The 18,764-nt window shown below is 66.6% G+C and carries 18 protein-coding genes; 7 read left to right on the forward strand and 11 right to left on the reverse strand.

Annotated features, from left to right (window positions below; genetic code table 11):
• The first annotated feature begins 13 nt into the window (after nucleotides 1-13).
• Complete coding sequence (locus ABSH63_RS09825) at nucleotides 14-1,351, forward strand: MFS transporter (RefSeq protein ID WP_352889412.1); 1,338 nt, start codon at nucleotides 14-16, stop codon at nucleotides 1,349-1,351.
• 19 nt (nucleotides 1,352-1,370) lie between these two features.
• Here ABSH63_RS09825 and ABSH63_RS09830 read toward each other — a convergent pair whose 3' ends face one another.
• The 9 genes from ABSH63_RS09830 to ABSH63_RS09870 are packed head-to-tail and all read right to left on the reverse strand — an operon-like array spanning nucleotide 1,371 to nucleotide 9,637.
• A complete protein-coding gene (locus ABSH63_RS09830) occupies nucleotides 1,371-2,048 on the reverse strand; it encodes a TetR/AcrR family transcriptional regulator (protein WP_352889414.1) in 678 nt (225 codons plus the stop codon).
• Between the two features lie 58 nt (nucleotides 2,049-2,106).
• Complete coding sequence (locus ABSH63_RS09835; protein WP_352889416.1) at nucleotides 2,107-3,627, reverse strand: CoA-acylating methylmalonate-semialdehyde dehydrogenase; 1,521 nt, start codon at nucleotides 3,625-3,627, stop codon at nucleotides 2,107-2,109.
• A gap of 10 nt (nucleotides 3,628-3,637) precedes the next feature.
• Entirely contained in the window at nucleotides 3,638-4,957 is a 1,320-nt protein-coding gene (locus ABSH63_RS09840; protein WP_352889418.1) for an amidohydrolase family protein, read from the reverse strand.
• Nucleotides 4,958-4,967: 10 nt separating this feature from the next.
• Entirely contained in the window at nucleotides 4,968-5,723 is a 756-nt protein-coding gene (locus ABSH63_RS09845) for a hypothetical protein (protein WP_352889420.1), read from the reverse strand.
• Nucleotides 5,724-5,727: 4 nt separating this feature from the next.
• Complete coding sequence (locus tag ABSH63_RS09850; RefSeq protein ID WP_352889421.1) at nucleotides 5,728-6,885, reverse strand: thiolase family protein; 1,158 nt, start codon at nucleotides 6,883-6,885, stop codon at nucleotides 5,728-5,730.
• Complete coding sequence (locus ABSH63_RS09855; protein WP_352889423.1) at nucleotides 6,882-7,283, reverse strand: Zn-ribbon domain-containing OB-fold protein; 402 nt, start codon at nucleotides 7,281-7,283, stop codon at nucleotides 6,882-6,884. Before ABSH63_RS09855 ends, ABSH63_RS09850 begins: the two co-directional genes overlap by 4 nt.
• A gap of 6 nt (nucleotides 7,284-7,289) precedes the next feature.
• Entirely contained in the window at nucleotides 7,290-8,543 is a 1,254-nt protein-coding gene (locus ABSH63_RS09860) for a cytochrome P450 (RefSeq protein WP_352889425.1), read from the reverse strand.
• Between the two features lie 25 nt (nucleotides 8,544-8,568).
• On the reverse strand, nucleotides 8,569-9,381 hold the full coding sequence (locus ABSH63_RS09865; RefSeq protein WP_352889427.1) for a coniferyl-alcohol dehydrogenase: 813 nt from the start codon (nucleotides 9,379-9,381) through the stop codon (nucleotides 8,569-8,571).
• Between the two features lie 28 nt (nucleotides 9,382-9,409).
• The gene (locus ABSH63_RS09870) at nucleotides 9,410-9,637 is read right to left on the reverse strand and encodes a ferredoxin (RefSeq protein WP_352889429.1); all 228 of its coding nucleotides are present in this window, start codon (nucleotides 9,635-9,637) and stop codon (nucleotides 9,410-9,412) included.
• 214 nt (nucleotides 9,638-9,851) lie between these two features.
• Between ABSH63_RS09870 and ABSH63_RS09875 the strand changes: the two genes are divergently transcribed.
• The 6 genes from ABSH63_RS09875 (at nucleotide 9,852) to ABSH63_RS09900 (ending at nucleotide 17,163) form a co-directional block, all read left to right on the forward strand.
• Entirely contained in the window at nucleotides 9,852-11,534 is a 1,683-nt protein-coding gene (locus tag ABSH63_RS09875) for an FAD-binding protein (protein ID WP_352889431.1), read from the forward strand.
• A gap of 146 nt (nucleotides 11,535-11,680) precedes the next feature.
• Nucleotides 11,681-12,748, forward strand: a complete 1,068-nt coding sequence (locus ABSH63_RS09880; RefSeq protein WP_352889432.1) for an AraC family transcriptional regulator — start codon at nucleotides 11,681-11,683, stop codon at nucleotides 12,746-12,748.
• A gap of 148 nt (nucleotides 12,749-12,896) precedes the next feature.
• Entirely contained in the window at nucleotides 12,897-14,327 is a 1,431-nt protein-coding gene (locus ABSH63_RS09885; RefSeq protein ID WP_352889433.1) for an NAD-dependent succinate-semialdehyde dehydrogenase, read from the forward strand.
• Nucleotides 14,328-14,349: 22 nt separating this feature from the next.
• Nucleotides 14,350-15,486 carry an acyl-CoA dehydrogenase family protein gene (locus ABSH63_RS09890; RefSeq protein ID WP_352889434.1) on the forward strand — a complete coding sequence of 379 codons (1,137 nt, stop codon included), beginning with the start codon at nucleotides 14,350-14,352 and terminating at the stop codon, nucleotides 15,484-15,486.
• Nucleotides 15,486-16,394 (forward strand): acyl-CoA dehydrogenase family protein, encoded by a 909-nt coding sequence (locus tag ABSH63_RS09895; RefSeq protein WP_352889436.1) that lies wholly within the window; start codon nucleotides 15,486-15,488, stop codon nucleotides 16,392-16,394. The genes ABSH63_RS09890 and ABSH63_RS09895 overlap by 1 nt, the downstream gene beginning before the upstream one ends.
• Before the next feature lie 34 nt (nucleotides 16,395-16,428).
• Nucleotides 16,429-17,163 (forward strand): SDR family oxidoreductase, encoded by a 735-nt coding sequence (locus tag ABSH63_RS09900; RefSeq protein ID WP_352889437.1) that lies wholly within the window; start codon nucleotides 16,429-16,431, stop codon nucleotides 17,161-17,163.
• 26 nt (nucleotides 17,164-17,189) lie between these two features.
• On the opposite strand, the gene epmA is transcribed toward ABSH63_RS09900, so the two are convergent.
• Nucleotides 17,190-18,155, reverse strand: a complete 966-nt coding sequence (epmA, locus tag ABSH63_RS09905) for an EF-P lysine aminoacylase EpmA (protein WP_352889438.1) — start codon at nucleotides 18,153-18,155, stop codon at nucleotides 17,190-17,192.
• Between the two features lie 13 nt (nucleotides 18,156-18,168).
• Nucleotides 18,169-18,738, reverse strand: coding sequence for an elongation factor P (gene efp / locus ABSH63_RS09910; RefSeq protein ID WP_352889440.1), 570 nt, complete (start codon nucleotides 18,736-18,738; stop codon nucleotides 18,169-18,171).
• Nucleotides 18,739-18,764 lie beyond the last annotated feature (26 nt).

Genomic DNA, 18,764 nt, shown 5'->3' on the forward strand with positions numbered 1-18,764 from the left:
GGATGCCTGCCGCATGCGCGAGTCCGCCACCGCCACACCCGCCGACGACATCATTCACGAGTCGAAGATCACGCCGATGCAATGGCTGATCATGGCGATCTGCTTCGTCGCCTACGTGCTCGACGGCTTCGACGTCGCCGTGATCTCGTTCGCGGCGCCGGCGATCAGCGCCGAGTGGAGCATTGCCGCCGATCAGCTCGGCATGGTGTTCAGCTCCGGCGTGCTGGGCATGACCCTGGGCGCGATGTTCCTGGCCTCGCTCGCGGATCTGTACGGCCGCCGCCTGATCGTCTGCCTGATGTTGCTGATGGCCGGCGCGGCGACACTCGGCGTCGCCTATGCGCAGACCGTACCGCAGCTGATCGTGCTGCGCTTCGTCGGCGGGCTCGGCCTGGGTGCACTGATGGCGGCCCTGGCGCCACTGGTCGGCGAGTACAGCCCGCGCCGCCATCGCACGCTGATCCTGGCGGCGATCTTCTCCGCCGGCCCGCTCGGCCCGGTGATCGGCGGTCTGATCGCCGCGCCGATGATCACCGAGCATGGCTGGCAGAGCATCTTCGTCTACGCCGGCGCTCTGACCATGGCGGTCGGCGTGCTGCAATACGCCGTCGTGCCCGAGTCGATGGCGTTCATCATCAAGCGCCGCCCCGAAGGCGCGCTCGAGCACATCAACCGCATCCTGCGCTACATCGGCCAGAGCCCGATCGAACGCCTGCCGCAGACGAGCACAGACGAGCGTCGTGAATCGGCTTCGGTGGTTTCGCTGCTGACCGCGACGCGCCGCGCGAAGACGCTACTGGTCTGGCTGACGTTTTTCCTCGCCTTCGCGACCGTCTACTTCTTCACGAGCTGGCTGCCGCAAATCCTGGTCAACGCCGGCTGGCCGCAGGACCAGGCGATCCGCGGCGCGGTGACGATGGCCTTCGGCTCCGTGGTCGGCACGACGCTGATCGGCGGGCTCGCCAAATACAAGCCGCTCAATCGCATCATCAGCGTGTCCTTCGTCATCGGCGGCGCCACCGCCGCGGCGCTGGGCACGATGCTGCTCGCGGCCGACGCCGTGCCGCCGGTGATCGTCTGGATCTCGCTGCTGCTGATCGGCATCACCGTGATGGGCGGCTTCACCAATCTGTACACGGTGGCGCTGACGATCTATCCGGCCCAGGTCCGCAGCACCGGTCTGGGCTGGGCCGCCGGTCTCGGGCGCGGCGGCGCGGTGCTCAGCCCGGCGGTCGCCGGGCTGCTGATCGCCGCGGGCGTGTCGATGCCGGCGCTGTCGCTGTACTTCGCATTGCCGATCTTCGTGGCCGCCGCCTGCGCGCTGTGGGTGTCGATGCGGGAGATGGCGTAGCGACGCCTGCCGTCCGGCGCTACTTCGCGGTACCGGCTCGCCGCGGGCGGTCGCCGCGCGTCGCGCGCAGATGCGCGTCGAGCTCCGGAAACTTCTCCGGGCGCATCGTGCCCTGCAGGCTCAAGCGCAGCATCTCGTTGGAGAAGCGCTCGACGAGCTGGCGCCGCTGCTTCGCGGTCCGACTGTCGGCGCGCACGAAGATCGGCCACAGCAGCGTGCCGATCAGCACGATGACCGCGTGCACGTCGACGTCGATGCCCGGTTGTGCCTGATCAGATGCGGCGAATCGTTCGAGCGAGGTCTTGAACTGGTTCCAGAATGGATCGCTCGCCGGCCGGCTGGACGCCAACAGCTCGAACAGCCAAACGCGGCCGAGAGCGGGATTCTCCATCGCAAACTCGGCCATGCGCTGCGCCACTCCCTGCGCGTCGCCGAGCGTGGCCACCGCGTTGCTCAACGGCGCGTCGCCGAACACCGCACGGCGCAGCTTTTCGCTGACCCACGCGGTCGTTGCCTCGAGCAACTGCTCGCGTGTCTGGAAGTGCTGGTAGGCGGTGCCGCGATTGACCTTGGCGAGCTGTGCGACCTGTGAGACGCTCAGCCCCTCCGGCCCATCCTTAGCGAGCAGGGTGCATGCCGCTTCGAGGATCGCAACGCGCGTGCGCTCCGGATCCTGACGCCGGCGCGTACGCCGCATCGTAAGGACTGCTGTTCCATCAGGCATCACGTGGCTCCAGTCACGGATCGCCGATACCTCACTTCATCGTCGGCATCGAGAACTCCGCCCTGGCGTCGGCGTCCTTGGGCCAGCGCTGGGTGATAGCCTTGAGGCGCGTGTAGAAGCGCACACCTTCGCGGCCGTAGATGTGGTGGTCGCCGAACAGGGAGCTGCGCCAGCCGCCGAAGCTATGAAAGGCCACCGGCACCGGCAGCGGCACGTTGACGCCGACCATGCCGACCTCGATCTGCGCGGTGAAGGTGCGCGCCGCCGCGCCGCTGCGCGTGAAGATCGCAGTGCCGTTCGCGTACGGATGCGCGTTGATCAACCGGATCGCCGTGTCCAGATCCGGCACCCGCAAGATGGACAGCACCGGGCCAAAGATCTCTTCCTGATAGATCTTCATCTGCGGCGTCACGCCGTCGAACAGCGAGCCGCCGAGGAAGAAGCCCGGCTTGTCGACGTAGCCGGGGCGGCCGTCGATCAGCAGCTTGGCGCCCTCGCCGACACCGTGCCGGATGTAGTCGCAGACCTTGTCGCGGTGTGCACGGGTGATCAGCGGCCCCATTTCGGTCGCGGCCTCGGTCGGCAGGCCGACCTTGAGCCCACGCACCTTGGGCGCGAGCTTGTCGATCAGCGCGTCGGCACAGGCGTCGCCGACCGCGACCGCGACCGAAATCGCCATGCAGCGCTCGCCGGCCGAGCCATAAGCGGCGCCAAGCAGGGCTTCGACGGCATCGTCGAGATCGGCATCCGGCATGATCACCATGTGATTCTTCGCGCCGCCGAGTGCCTGCACACGCTTGCCGCTTAGCGTGCCCTGCTGATACACGTGACGCGCGACCGGTGTCGAGCCGACGAAGCTGATCGCGGCGATGTCCGGGTGCGCGAGCAGGCCGTCGACGGCGACCTTGTCGCCGTGCAGCACATTGAACACGCCGTCGGGAAGCCCGGCCTGCTTGAGCAGCTTCGCCAGCAGCATCGAGGCGGAAGGATCGCGCTCCGACGGCTTGAGCACGAAGCTGTTGCCGCAGGCCAGCGCCACCGGGAACATCCACAGCGGCACCATCGCCGGGAAGTTAAACGGGGTGATGCCGGCGACGACGCCGAGCGGCTGGCGGACGCTCCAGGCATCGACGCCGGTGCCGACGTTTTCGTTGTACTCGCCTTTGATCAGGTCGGGAATGCCGCAGGCGAACTCGACGACTTCGAGCCCGCGCACGATCTCGCCGCGCGCATCGGCGAGGGTCTTGCCGTGTTCGCGCGAGATGGTCTGTGCCAGCTCCTCGCTGGCCGCTTCGAGCAACTGGCGATAGCGGAACAGCACGCGCGCGCGGCGCAGCGGCGGCGTGGCCGCCCAAGCCGGTGCCGCCGCCTTGGCCGAGGCCACGCAGCGATCGAGTTCCTCGACCGAGGCGAATGGCACCCGGGCCGTCACTTCGCCGGTGCTGGGGTTGAACACCTCGCCCCAACGGCCGGAGGTTCCAGCCACGGCGGCGCCACCGATCCAATGTGACAGGGTCTCGGCTGCGGCTTGTTTGTGGACGGTCACGGTCATGTCGCTTCCTTCATGCCGCCTTCGAGTGGTGCGCGAACATGCGCATCAGATCGCCCGACGTGACCACGCGCGGCTTCTCGCCGGGCGCGAGCGGCGCCGCGCCGCCGGAGGACTTCGGCGTCACGTCCACGCCCGCAGCCTTGGCCTTTGCGCGCAAGGCGCCGACGGTCAGCTCCTCGCGCTTGTAATGCTTGAACATGTCGTGATTGAAGAAGCGCAGCGCATTGGCGTGCGTGATCTTGTCGATCTGCGCGTCGGTCAGATGCTTGATGGTCTCGTACAGACGCTCCGGTACTTCCGGCCACAGGCTGTCGGAATGCGGGTAGTCGCACTCGTAGGCAACCAGGTCTTCGTTGAGCCAGTGCAGGTTCTGTAGACCGAAGGCATCGTCGATGAAGCAGCACATGAAGTGACGCTTGAACACCTCGCTGGGCTTGAGATCGCCGAAGTTGAAACGCGAGTGCGTCCAGAACTGATGCCGGCTGTGACTGAAGTCGGCACGCTCGAGAAAGTACGGAATCCAGCCAATGCCGCCTTCCGACAGTGCGATCTTGAGCGTCGGGTACCGGTGCAGCGCGGCGAGATTGAGCCAGTCGGCAGCGCCGGTCGAGATCGACATCGGCATCGTCGTGATCCAGGCCTCGATCGGCGTCTCCATCGACGCGTGCGGCGCCGGATTGCCGGCGCCGATGTGCAGACAGATGGTGATGTCCAGATCGGTCACCGTCTTCCACAGCGGTTCCCAGTAGGCGTTGTGGATGCTCGGCAAGCCCTGTACCGTCGGGTTCTCGTTGATCGAGACGGTATTGCAGCCGAGCTTCTTGATGCGCTTGAGCTCGGCCACCGTGGCGTCCATGTCCCAGGTCGGCAGCAGCGCGCAGGGAATGAAGCGGCCAGGATACGCCCCACACCATTCGAGGATGTGCCAGTCGTTGTAGGCACGCAGATGCACCAGCGACTTGGCCTTGTCCGGCGCCTTGTGGAAGCGCCCGCCGTCGAAGCCGGGGAAGCTGCCGAAGTTCAGCGACGCGGCGATGCCATTGACGTCCATGTCACCGATACGGGCGTGCACGTCGTAGGTGCCGGGGCGCAGCTGATCCAGCGAGGTCGGCTCCATGCCGTATTCCTCGAGTGGACGGCCGACCACGGCGTTGAGCCCGACCGAGGGCATCTTCATGCCTTGGTATTCCCAGTAGCTGGTGCCGTTTTCGAGCACCTTGAACGTCGGTGCGGTCGCGAGGTCGTCTCCGGAGAGATGTTTCTTGAACATGTCCGGCGGTTCGCTGATGTGATCGTCGACGCTGACGATCACCATGTCGTCCATCTTCATGTCGTGCTCCTCATGCAAGGCGCCGCACGGTCACCTGACCGTCACGGCTGCTGTTGATATCGAAAGGCCGGTCGAACAACTGCGCCCCACCGCGGCTGAAGTCGCGGACCTCGCCGACGCGGCGCGCGACATGCGCCCGCTCCGGCTGGAAGCTGTAACAGTTCGGCGGCATGCGCCGCGCGTCCGACTGCCGCTCCATGGGGATGCTGCGCCCGTGCGCGATGATCGCGCCCCAACGCAGCAGGCGCGCCGCCTCCTGCCGTACCGGATCGAGTCCATCGATCCATGCCTGCAGTTCGTCCAGGCGGCGTCCGGCGAGCTCGGCTGGCTCGACGATGCGATGCTCGCGATCGATCCAGCCGAGGAGCCGCACGCCGTCGCGGCGCAGCTCGGCCGTGCGCCGGCCGTCGATGGGATCGGAGACCAGGATGTCGTAGACCGGTGGCGCGGTGTCGAAGGCGTGCGCAGCGGCGAGCAGCGCGAGGTCGTACAGATGCGTGCAGTTCGAACGCTTGTCGCCGCGCCCCGCGAAATCCGAAAGGGCCGCGCCGGTGAACGTCAGGCGCAGCCGTTCGACCGCACCAGGGCAGGTGGTCCACGGCGCGCGCCGCATCAGCGGCTCCACCGCAGTGACGAGGCCTTGATCATGGCGCAGTGTCACCGCCATGCAGTGGAAGTCGTCCTCGAGTGCGCTTCGCACCCAATCGGCGCCGCGCTCGACGAGCAAGCGTCGTCGAAAGCCGGGAAGTCGGTCGACTGCGTCCATCGCTTCAGTCCCTGGCCAGCAGAAGGGCAGTCGCCAGCGGCCCGCCGCCCGAGGTCGCGATCGCGACCTTGGGATTGCCGGGGATCTGTCGCGCACCGCCCAGGCCGCGCAGCTGCACGACCGCCTCGTGCGCGAAGCCGAAGCCGTGCAGACGCCCGGCGCCGATCTGGCCACCGAAGGTGTTCATCGGCAGTTCGCCATTCAGGCCGATGCGGGTGCCGCCCTCGATGAAGCGCCCGCCCTCACCGATGCCGCAGAAGCCGAGCGCTTCGAGCCAGGCGATCGGATAGAACGCGAAACCGTCGTAGAGCTGCACGGTGTCGACGTCCGCCGGCGTGTAGTCGGTGTGCTTCCACAGCTCGGCTCCGGTCGGATAGCAGGCCATCCACTCGGCCTGATCCCAGCTATGGCGCTCGACGCTGCCGGCCATCGCGGCGATGCGCACCGGCGCGCAGCACACCTCGTCGAGCGCATCGCCGGCGGAGACGATCAGCACGGTCGACGCATCGGTATAGCGATCGCAGTCGTAAAGGCACAGCGGCGTCGAGATCATGCGCGCGGACAGGTACTGCTCCATCGTCAGTGGCTCGCGCACCAGCGCGCGCGGATTGAGCAGCGCATGCGTCCGATCGGTCAGCGCGACCTGTGCGAGCTGTTCGCGCGTCAGGCCGTACTTCTTGACGTGACGCATCGCGTACTGCGCGGTCCAGTTCGCCGCCGAGAGCGCCCCGAACGGCGCGGTCCACTGCGAAGCGCCGTCGACACGATCGCGGCGCAGCGGTGGATACTCGCCCGGCCGCGCCATCGCTGCGGCCTCGTAGACCGTACGGAAGCAGATCACGTGGCGCGCAAGCCCGGCCCGTACCGCGGTCGCCGCGGCGACGACGGCACCGAGCTGCGAGCTGATCTCGCCGCCACCGGCATACCAGCGCGCATGGATGCCGAGCGCATCGATCAGCTCATCGGCGCCCACGGGCGAGAAGCCGAGATACGCCGGCATGCGGCCCGGATAGGTCGAGACGCCGTCGATCTGGCCGACGGTGAGTCCGGCCTCGGCGAGCGCCTCGCGCACGGCGTCCAGCGTCAGCAACAGTGGATGCCGCGTCTGCCGGACCGCAACCTCCGACATGCCGATGCCGGTGATGTAAGCCTGCCCCTTCATCCCTGGATCTTCTCGAACAGCGGCAGCCAGACATCCTCGTGCTGCTCGAACTTCACCTGCACGCGATCGCCGATGTCGACGCTGTCGACCGGACAGCCGATGACATTGCTGGTCAGGATCACGCCCGGGGCGCCGTCGATGGCGATGCGGGCGATCACGTACGGCACCTCGAACGCCGGATGGAACTTCTGATGGTTGACCGTGTACGTGTCGACGACACCGGTACCCGCGACCACCTTCGCTTCCAGGCGCTCGGACAGGCAGTTGCGGCACACAGGACGTGGCGGATGCACGAAGGCGTGACAGTCCTGGCATTGCAGGAACCGCAAGCGGCCATCGGCACCGCTGGTCCAGAAGAAGCGGTTGTCCGCATCCAGGCGGGGCAACGGACGGCTCACGGCGACTCAGACATCCCAGATCAGGTGCAAGACGTCAACACCGACCACGTGGCCGCCATGGAACTTCGGTGGCCGCGCGGGGTCGAGCCGAAACGTCGGCAGGCGCGCCAGCATCTCCTCGTACAGAACCTGCAACTCGACACGCGCCAGATGCGAGCCGAGACAGCGGTGGGGCCCGGCGTTGAAGGCTATATGGACCTTGTTCTCGCGATTCAGATCGAACCGCTCCGGATCGGCAAACTCGCGGGCGTCGAGATCGGCAGCCGGCAGATACAGCATCGCCTTGTCACCCTTCTTCATCGGCGCCCCCATGAACTCCACGTCCTTGGCCAGGATGCGTGGCGGCACGGTGAAGGTGTAGCGCCGCAGCAGCTCCTCGGTGGCCTCGCCGACCAGCTCGGGATTCGCACGCAACTGTGCCTGCAGCTCGGGATTGCGCGCGAGATGGCGCACTCCGTGCCCCATGCCGTTCATGACGGTGTCGAGGCCGGCGATGAACAACAGCACGCCGTAGTTCTCCATGTCCTCGATGGTGGTCGGTTTGCCGTCGACTTCCACCTTCCACAGCATGGAGAGAATGTCATCCTGCGGGTTGTCACGACGCTCGAGCATGGTCGGCCGCATGCTCGCGGCGATCTTCATCATGCTTTGCATCATGCGGCGTGGATCGAGATTCGACGCCGCGAGGTGCTCGCGTACCAGCTCCCGGTACTCCTCCCAGCGCGAAAGCGGAAGACCGAGCATCTTCAGAAAGACTTGCACCGGCAAAGGTTCGGCGATCGCGGTCATGAACTCGCAGCGGCCGTCGGCCTTGACCTTGTCGATCAATTCACCCGCGAGCTGGCGGATGCTGTCCTTGAGCGCCGCAATGGCCTTGGGCGAGAAGACCCGGTTGAGCGGCATCCGGTACTTGGTGTGTTCCGGCGGGTCGAGGTTGATCGGCACCGCGATCGGGATGTGCGGCGAACCGGGCGGCAACATCGTCTTGAGCATCGCCAGCTTTTCGGGCGGGATGAACTCGCTGGAGAACGTTTCGGTATCGCGCGAGGCAGTGAAGTTGGCCTCGTGACTCATGAGCACCCAGTGACCGCCATTGCGCGGCGTCCAGAACACCGCGGGGGCAGTCCTGAGCAACTCCAGGATCCGCTCGTGAGGATCGGCAAGCAGGCCCGGATCGTTGAACATGTCGAAGTCACAGACCAGCGCATCGGGGATGTGGGCGGGCTTGGGCACTGCCGGGGTCAACGTCGCTTGGCTCATGTCGCTCCTCGCTCTGCGGTAAGGATCAGGCGTTGGCCATCAGGCTGCGCGGGTCGATCTGGCCGGTCGCGATACCGCCCATGAAGCCACCGTCGACGGGCAGCGCCACGCCGTTGACGTAACTCGCCGCCACACTGTTGAGGAACAGCAATGGACCGGCCTGTTCGTCGGGCGTCGAGCGGCGATTGATGGGTTGCATCGCCGCTTCGAGCACTGAGGCCTTGGTCGCGCGCTCGAAGTGACTCATCATCGGAGTCTGTGTCGGCCCGGGCATCGTGCAGTTGATGCGGATGCCTTTCTTGATCAACTGATTCGACATCAGCATCGTCCAGACGATGATGCATTCCTTGGAGAACGCGTAGCCCTCACGCACGGTGTCGGCGTTGTCTTCGCACCACTTCACCTGCGCCGCATAGTCGGACACCTGCAGCAACTGCATGATCGTCGGTATGCGGCGCGAGAACCCCATGCCACCGTTCGAGGAGATGCTGACGATCGCGCCGCCCTCGCCCATCAGCTTGACCACCTGCTCGGTGACGCGGCGCGTGCCGCAGTAGTTGACCTTCATCACGTCTAGCGGCGGCGCCGTCTGCGGCAATCCGGCACAGTTGAACAGCGCATCCACGTGTCCGCCGATCTTTGCCACCGCAGCGTCGATCGCCGCCGGCTCGCGCAGATCGACCTGGGTGAACGACGCCAGCTTCAAATTCGTTGGCTTGTAGTCGAGTCCGTGCACCTCGGCACCCTGTGCCAGCAATTGGCGTGCGGTGGCCTCGCCCATCCCGGAGAAGCAGCCGCTGACGATGACACGCTTGTTCTTGTATCCCAGAAAATCCATTCCGCACTCTCCTGCTGTTCCTGTCCGCTCAGCGGTCCGGCGCCGTGGCGGTTCCGTCCGCGGAGTCCTCCTCCACCACGATGATCCGCTCGGGACAAGCCCGAGCACCGCGCCGGGCAAGCTGCTCCTGACCGGGCGGCACCTCGATCTCGCTGACCGCGATGTAGCCATCGTCGTCGAGCGGAAACAGCTGTGGCGCCACCGCTGCGCAACGGGCATTGCCGACGCAGGACGCCTTGTCGATGCGGATTTTCATGGTCACTCCAGATACCGACGCAGCCACGGAAGGACCTCACCGCGGCGTCGCCGTCTTTATCGCACAATCGCCGTTAACATACAACACTGCTGTTTATTTGAAGTCGGCAGCGTCGCGCTTGACCGCCTCCTGTCACCACTCAACAATGCTGTTCATTACTGAACGTCGCCGGACTCCGCGCGACGACTCCCCTGCAACCAGGAGGCAGAACCGGATGGATGCGAACCGCTCGGCAAACCATGCTTTCGATTTCATCGTCATCGGTAGCGGCGCGGGCTCGCTGTGCGCGGCACTGGTGATGCGCACGGCCGGGAAGCGTGTCGTGATCCTGGAGAAGACCGGCCTGATCGGCGGCACCACCGCGCTGTCCGGAGGCGTGATGTGGATTCCGGCGAATCGCTTCATGCGCGAGCAAGGCATCGACGACAGTGCGGACCAGGCGATGCGCTATCTCGACGCCGTCGTCGGCGAGCAGCAGAACGCGCCGGCCGCGAGTCGCGCGCGCCGCCGGGCTTACGTCGAACAATCGCCGAAGATGCTGGACTTCCTCGTCGAGCAAGGCCTGCGCCTACGCCGTATCCCATCATGGCCGGACTATTACGATGCACCGGGCGCATCGATTCCCGGCCGCGCGGTGGTGTCGGATCTGTTCGACGTCAAACGACTCGGCGAGTGGCGTACGAAGCTGCGGCCGGGCTTCATCCCGCTGCCGGCCCGTCTGGAGGAGGCAATGCAGCTGCCGCTGATCAAGCGCAGCGGCGCGGCGAAGAAGATTCTGCTGCGCATCCTCGGCCGCGCGATCGCGGACAAGCTGACTGGTCGCGCGCGCCGCACTGCCGGCGAGGCGCTCCAGGGGCAATTGCTGCTCGCGGCGCTCAAGGCCGGCGTCGATATCCGTCTGGATGCCGCTGTCGTCGAGCTGCTCGTCGACAACGGACGCGTCAGCGGCGTGATCGCGCGGATCGACGGCACGCCGCAACGCATCGACGCCAGGCTCGGCGTGCTGATCAACGCAGGCGGTTTCGCCCGCAACCAGCGCATGCTCGACCGTTACATCCCCGGCACATCGGCGAGCTGGTCCAGCACCATCGAAGCCGACACCGGCGAGATGATCGAGGCCGGTGAGCGCATCGGCGCCGCGACGGCGCAGATGTCGGCGCGCATCGGCATGCAGATCGCGTGGCCACCGGGCAGCGAGCGGATGCAGGTCAAAGCCGCGATGCAGAACGACATCTGCAAACCGCACGCGATCGTCGTCGATCGCACCGGCGTACGCTTTGCGCGCGAATCGAGCTCGCACCCGGAGTTCAGCGAACGCATGCTTGCGCGCAAGGACACCGCGGTGCCGAGCTGGATGATCTGCGACAGCCAGTATCTGGAGACGTACATGCTGGCCGGCTCGATGCCGGGCAAAAAGAAGCCGCAAGCCTGGATGGATGCGAAGTTCCTGCGCCGCGGCGACACCATCGAGGCGCTGGCCGATGCCTGCGGGATCGACGGCGCACGCCTGCGCGCGACCATCGAGCGCTACAACCGCTTCGTCGACCAGGGTCGCGACGACGATTTCGGCCGCGGGGACTTTGCCTACGATCGCTGGGTAGGCGATCCGCTGCGCGCATCGCCAGACCGGCCGTCGAACACGCTCGGCAAGATCGAACGGGCGCCCTTCTACGCAGTCGCGCTCTACCCCGGAGACGTCGGCACCTATGGCGGCCTACTCACCGACGAGTACGCGCGCGTCCTACGCGCGGACGGCTCGGTGATCCCGGGACTCTACGCGACGGGAACCTCGTCCGCCTCGGTCATGGGCTACACCGAACCCGGCCCCGGCGGCAGCATCGGCCCTGCACTGACCTGGGCATATATTGCGGCGCACCATGCGCTCGCGCGGGAGTAACAAACATCACTGTTGATTATTTCTCGCAGAAGCGCGATATTCTTGACCAGAGGAGCAATGGCACTGACGCTCGCCTCGGTGCCCGCACCGTCCCAGGAATCGACACCCCATGAACGGGGCTGCAGACCATGCAAAGGACGCCAGCGATGAGCGATGGATATTTCTTCAGCCTGGATGGTCCGCTCGACACCATGCCGGTCGAGCGCCAGGTCCGTGCCGGCAATCTGACCGGCTTCGGCGACCTGGTCCGCAATCTTGGCGGCGACCCGCGACGCCTGCTCGAACGTCACGACATCGATCCGCGCGCGATGCGTGACCCCGACTGCTTCGTCGACAGCAGAGCCGTCGTCGAGTTGTTCGAGGACTGCAGCCATGTGTTCAAGGATTCGTTGTTCGGCCTGCGGCTGGCGCAGTTCCAGGATCCCGACGTGTTCGGCTCGGTGGCCACGCTGTGCCGCTCCGCATCCAGCCTACGCGAAGCGCTGCAGTGCTTCGTGACCTATATTCCCGTCGCCCACTGCCCGCTGGTGACGCTCCAATTGGAGGAAGGCCGCGAGATCGCGGAGCTGCGCTGGCAAGTGCATACCGACCTGGGCCAGACCGACCAGGCGCAGTACAAGGGCGCACTGATGAACCTCAAGCTGTTGCGCCAGCTGGGTGGGCCGGCCTTCCGACCGAGCTACGTCAACCTGACCGTCGACGTGCGCCAGAAGGACCTCGCCGAGGTCGAAAACCGGTTTGGCTGCCGTTTCCGCGGTCGCGCGCCCAGCAACGTCATCGCCTTCGCATCGGCGTCGCTGGATCACCCGCTGACCAGCGCCAACCGCCTGCTGTTTCGCCTGCTCGGTGGCTATCTGGAGCGCGTGCGCGCGGCATCACGGCGCAGTGTCGTCGAGCGTGTCGAAGACTACGTGCGTGGCGCGCTCTCGTCCGGTACCTGCTCGATCGAGCAGTGTGCCAAGAAGCTCGGCAGCTCCGTGCGCACGCTGCAGGCCTCGCTGAGCCAAAAGGGCCTGCGCTTTTCCGACATACTCGAGCGTCACCGCATCGAGCTCGCCAAGGCCTATCTGGAAAGGGGCGACATGTCGCTAGACGACGTCGCCGCGATGCTCGGCTATTCCGAGCAGTCCAGCTTCGGTCGCGCGTTCAAACGCTGGACCGGCCTGACGCCGCAGCGCTACCGACGGCAGATCGACCTGCGCGAAGCTGCGTAGCGGCTCGCGTCGTTTCGCACCGAGTACCGCGCAGGACGCGGTGCTTGGTCTGTCGATGATTGCGCATGTGCCTGCGCCTGCAATGGGCGACGGCGGCCGTTGCGCCGGCCGATTATGATCGCTGCACATTCCTCGAAGTGTGTTGCCCATGACCCGACTCAAGCGAGAGGCCTGCCTGATCGGCGGCGATTGGGTGACCGGTGAACGCTGGATCGAGGTCGACGACCCGGCCACCGGCGCCATCATCGGCCGAGTCCCGCGCCTCGGCCGCGACGAAACGCGGCGCGCCATCGACGCCGCCGCGGCGGCCATGGGCGCCTGGGCGGCACGCACGGCCAAGGAACGCAGCGTGATCCTGCGGCGCTACCACGAGCGCATCCTCGCCCACCAGGAAGAGCTCGCCGCGTTGTTGACACTCGAACAGGGCAAGCCACTGACCGAGGCACGTGCGGAAATCGCTTACGCCGCGAGCTTCATCGAATGGTTCGCCGAGGAAGCCAAGCGCGTCTACGGCGACACCATTCCCTCACACGCCCCGGACAAACGCATCATCGTGCTCAAGCAGCCGATCGGCGTGGTCGCCGCGATCACGCCGTGGAACTTTCCGGCGGCGATGATCACGCGCAAGATCGGCCCGGCGCTGGCCGCCGGATGCGCGGTGGTGGTCAAGCCGGCGTCGCAGACGCCGTTCACGGCACTTGCCCTCGGCCTGCTCGCGCAGGAAGCCGGACTGCCCGATGGCCTGCTCAACGTCGTCACCGGCAGCGCGAGCGAGATCGGCGCGGAACTGACGGCGAGCGACAAGGTGCGCAAGCTCTCGTTCACCGGCTCGACCGAGATCGGCGCCCAGCTCTACGCACAGAGTGCGGCGACAATCAAAAAGCTCAGTCTCGAACTCGGGGGCAATGCGCCGTTCATCGTCTTCGACGATGCCGACCTCGATGCCGCCGTCGCCGGCGCGATGCAATCCAAGTTCCGCAACGCGGGGCAAACCTGCGTTTGCGCCAATCGCATCTACGCGCAGGCGGGCATCCACGATGCTTTCGTCGAGCGCCTGACCGCCGCGACGAAGGCGCTCAAGGTCGGCGCCGGCAGCGAGGCCGGCACCGAGATCGGTCCTTTGATCGACGAACACGCACTGGCCAAGGTCCGCGAGCACATCGACGACGCCACGGCCAAGGGGGCGCGCATCCTCACCGGCGGCAAGGTGCATGCGCGCGGCGGGCGCTTCTTCGAGCCGACGGTGATCGCCGGGGCCAGCGCCGCGATGCGGGTCGCGCACGAGGAGACCTTCGGCCCCGTGGCGCCCGTGTTTCGCTTCGACACCGAAGACGATGTCGTCGCCCAGGCCAACGCGACGCCCTTTGGCCTCGCGGCGTACTTCTACGCCCGCGACATCGGCCGCATCTGGCGCGTCGCCGAGCGCATCGAGGCCGGCATCGTCGGCGTGAACACCGGCCTGATCTCGACCGAGATCGCGCCGTTCGGAGGCGTCAAGGCGTCCGGCCTCGGTCGCGAAGGCTCCAAGTACGGCATCGACGACTATCTGGAGATCAAGTACCTGTGCCTGGGATTGTGAGACGCACCGGGGGCCGAGGCTGATGGACTTCCAGTGGGATGCCGAGCAGCGCGCCTTCCGCGATACCGTACGCCGTTTCCTCGCCGAAAACCTACCGGCAAACTGGGAATCACTCGCGCACGGCCCCGGTTCCGCATCGCAGAGCGCATTCTCCAAAACTTTCTGCCGTGCCCTGGCCAAGGCCGGCCTGCTGGTGCCGCACTGGCCCAGGCGCTGGGGCGGTCGCGACGCCGACGCCTGGACGTCCTTCATCCTCGCCGAGGAGATGTGGATGGCCGGCGAACCGCGCGGCGGCCAGTACATGAACGTCAACTGGATCGGACCCACGTTGATGCGCTATGGCACAGAGGCGCAGCAGAATCGCTACATCCCGCCGATCGCACGCGGCGAAACGATCTGGTGTCAGGGCTTCTCCGAACCTGAGGCTGGCTCCGATCTCGCCTCACTGCGCACGCGCGCCGAACGCGACGGCAACGGTTATCGCATCAACGGCCAGAAGATCTGGACTTCGTATGCGAGCCACGCCGATACCTGCTTTCTGCTCGCGCGCACCGGCATCGGCAAGGCCGGCATGTCGGTGTTCCTCGTGCCGATGGAAACCCGGGGCATTACCGTGCGCCAGATTCCGAGCGTCATCGGCGAGGGCGACATCCACGAGGTGTTCTTCGACGACGTATTCGTCCCCGCCGATGCCCTGCTCGGCGCCGAAGGACAGGCCTGGGAGATCGCCCGCCACGCATTGTCGCTGGAGCGGGTCGGCATCCCACGCTTCGCGCTGGCCGCGCGCATACTGCGCCGCGCGGTCGCCGCGCTCAAGAGCGCCGGCCGCTACGCTCACGGCGCCATCGAACAATCCGCACGCGCACTCGCCGCCTGCGAGGCGGCGCGCCTCTACAGCTACCAGATCGTCGATCAGCGCCGGCACGGCACCCCCACCGGTCCCGAGGCCAGCGCGGCGCGCTATGCGACGGTGATGGCCGAGCGCCTGGTCGGCGAATTCGTCGTCGAGCACTGTCCCGAGGCGCTGGCCGGCGGCGATCCGCTGCTGCTCGCCCACCATCAGCGCGCCATCGTCGCCGGCATCGCCTCCGGCGCCGCCGAGATCCAGCTCAACCTGATCGCCACCGAGCTACTGCGGTTGCCGCGGGAGCCGCGCTGATGGACTTCACCCTCACCTCCGACCAGTCCGCCCTGCTCGGTGCACTCGACCGCCTGGTTGCGCCTTTCGAATCCAAGCCGATCGACTTTCACGGCTTCGCCCTCGTCGGCAGCGATTTCGAACGCGCGCTGATCGAGGGCGAGTACTTCGACCTTGCGCGTATCCCGGAGCTGGGCGCGCTGACCGCGGCCATGGTGGTCGAGCGCCTGGCCTGGCTGCCGTACACCGCCGAGATCGCGCTGTCGATGCTACTGCGCCCGCATCTACCCGGCGACTGGCCGCGACCGCTGGGGATCGTCGAGAACGGCCGGCCGGGGCGCTTCGTCGCCTCTGCGCGCACGCTGGTCCTGATCGACGGCGACGACATCCGTCTCGCCCGTGTGACCGCGGACGAGGTCGAACCCGTGGACTCGCTGTTCGCCTATCCGATGGGGCGCCTCAAACGGCGGCCGCCGGCGACGATGCTATCGTCGCAAGACGCGGCGAACGCGCGCAAATGGATCCGCATCGCGCTTGCGAACGAAGCCACCGGCCTGATGCAGGCCGCGCTCGCCTCGGCAGTGGAGCACCTGTCGGTGCGCAAGCAATTCGGTCGCCCACTCGGCGCCTTCCAGGCACTGCGCCACCGTATGGCCGAATGCGCGGTACTGGCTGGCGGCGTACGCTGGCTGGCGCTCAAGGCCGCCGCGACGGCCGACGATGGCGATGCCGCCTTGGCCGCGCTGCACGCGCAGGACAGCGCCACGCGCATCGTCTACGACCTGCACCAGATGCTCGGCGCGATGGGCATGACCCTCGAACATCCGCTGCACCTTTGGACCTACCGGCTCAAGGCGCTGCTGTCCGAACTCGGCGGCCGCGGTGGCCAGTCCGTGGCCGTGGCCGAACACGGCTTCGCCGATGTCTGATCCTCGACCCACACCGCCCGACGCAGGAGCGCGCATGTCCAGAATCTTCGTCATCACCGGCGCCGGGATCGGCCTTGGTCGCGCACTCGCACGCCGCTTCGTCAACGACGGCGACCGAGTCGTCCTGCTCGGCCGTACCGCCGCCAAGCTCGAGGCCGTGGCCGCCGAACTCGGCGAGCGTGCCAGCGCCATCGCCTGCGACGTCGCCGTGCCGGACTCGGTGAGGCAGGCCTTCGCTGCCATCCAGAGCCGGCACGCCCACATTGACGTGCTGATCAACAACGCCGCCGTGTTCGAACCGTTCCTCGTCGCCGAGGCCAGCGACGCGCAGATCGTCAACACGATCATGACCAACCTCACCGGAGCCATCCTCTGCGCCCGTGCGGCGATTCCGCTGATGCGCCGCGGCAGCCACATCGTCAACGTCAGTAGCGAGTCGGTCGGCATGCGCTTCCCGCATCTGGTGGTCTACCAGAGCAGCAAGGCCGGGCTGGAACGCTTCTCCGAAGGCCTGCACCACGAACTCGAACCCGCCGGCATCCGCGTCACCTCGGTGCGCGCGGGCCAGATGTACGAAGAAGGCAAGACCTGGGATGTACCCGCGCAAGCGCGCCTGGCCTTCGGCCAGGCCGCGATGGCCGCCGGCATCAACCTGCGCGAGCGGCCGCTGTCACAGTTTGGTTCGGTCGCCGACGCCTTGCGCAGACTGATCGACCTGCCGCCGGATCTGCACGTGCCACACATCCAGCTCGCCGCGCGGCACCCCTGACCTTGACATGCGCCCGGCGATCGGCGTCATGCGCGATCCACGGGAAACGTCAGCACCTGATCGAGGCGGCTCGCACCGAGCTTGAGCATCAGCAGTCGGTCGAGGCCCAGCGCCACCCCGGAGCAGGCGGGCAGCCCCGCGCGCAGCGCATCGATCAGATGCGCATCGAACGGCGGCACCACGCGGCCGCGCGCCGCGCGCCACGCCTGGTCGCCAATGAAGCGCCGCCGCTGCTCGTCGGCGTCGGTCAGTTCGTGAAAGCCGTTGGCCAGCTCGACGCCGCGCCAGAACAGCTCGAAACGCTCGGCGACCGGCGGCTCGCCCGCGCGTACGCGCGCGAGCGCCGCCTGCGACGCCGGAAACTCGTAGATGAACAGCGGCCGATCCGCGCCCAGTGCGGGGCCGACGACGCAAGACATCCACAGATCCAGCCAGAAATCCTCGTCGGCGATCTCGGCATCGCTCAAACCCGATGGCTCGTCGACCCCGCGCTCGCGCAGACGCGCACGCAGCATGGCCGCGTCGGCACGCAGCGGATCGAAGCCAGCGTGCCGCTCGAAGGCCTCGCGATAACTGCAGCGCTCGCACGTGTCCGCGATACCGCAATGCGCGAGCAAGTCCGCGAGCTCGTCCATCAGCGCGTGATGATCGAAACCGGGCCGGTACCACTCGAGCATCGAAAACTCGGGATTGTGATACCGCCCTTGTTCGCCGGCGCGAAACACCTTGGCGATCTGCCAGATCGGACCGCTGCCGGCCGCGAGCAGACGCTTCATCGCGAACTCGGGTGAGGTCTGCAGCCAGCGTCCATCGGTGGTCGCGATACTGTCGATGTGGCGGTCGACGGTCGCATGGCGCGACAGGATCGGCGTGTCGACCTCGAGTACGCCGCGCGCCGAAAAAAATGCGCGGACGCAGCCGTAGAGCTCCGCCCGCGCTTGCAGTGCTTCGATCGAGGCGGACGGACGCCAGTTTGGCGTGTCACGTCTCACCGCTCACGGGACCCTACTTGCCGACGCGATTGAGGTATTCGCCGGTACGCGTGTCGATCTTGATCTTTTCGCCCTCGTTGACAAACAGCGGCACCTTGACCACGGCGCCGGTCTCGAGCTTGGCCGGCTTGGTGCCGCCCGTCGCGGTATCGCCACGTACGCCCGGATCGGTTTCGACGATGGTCAGCTCCACCGAGTTCGGCGCCGCCACGTACAGCGGCACGCCGTTCCACAAGGTGACACGACAGATCTCCTCGCCCTTGATCCACTGTGCCGCATCGGCCATGGGCGCGGCTCCGGCCTGGATCTGTTCGAAGGTCTTGGGGTCCATGAAGGTCCAGAACTCGCCATCGTTGTAGAGATACTGCATCTCCACGTCCTCGACATCGGCGACTTCCAGGGTGTCGCCCGACTTGAGCGTGCGTTCGAGCACGCGCCCGGTCTTGAGGTTGCGGATCTTCAAGGTGTTGGTGGCCTGGCCCTTGCCCGGCTTGCGGTATTCGTTCTCGATGATCGAATACGGTTCGCCATCGATCAGGACCTTGGTCCCGGCCTTCATTTCATTGGTGCTGACGGTTGCCATGTCGACTCTTCAGGGATGAGGGGACG

The sequence above is a fragment of the Sinimarinibacterium thermocellulolyticum genome (assembly GCF_040327995.1).
In the GTDB taxonomy this organism is placed as follows: Bacteria; Pseudomonadota; Gammaproteobacteria; order Nevskiales; family Nevskiaceae; genus Solimonas; species Solimonas thermocellulolyticum.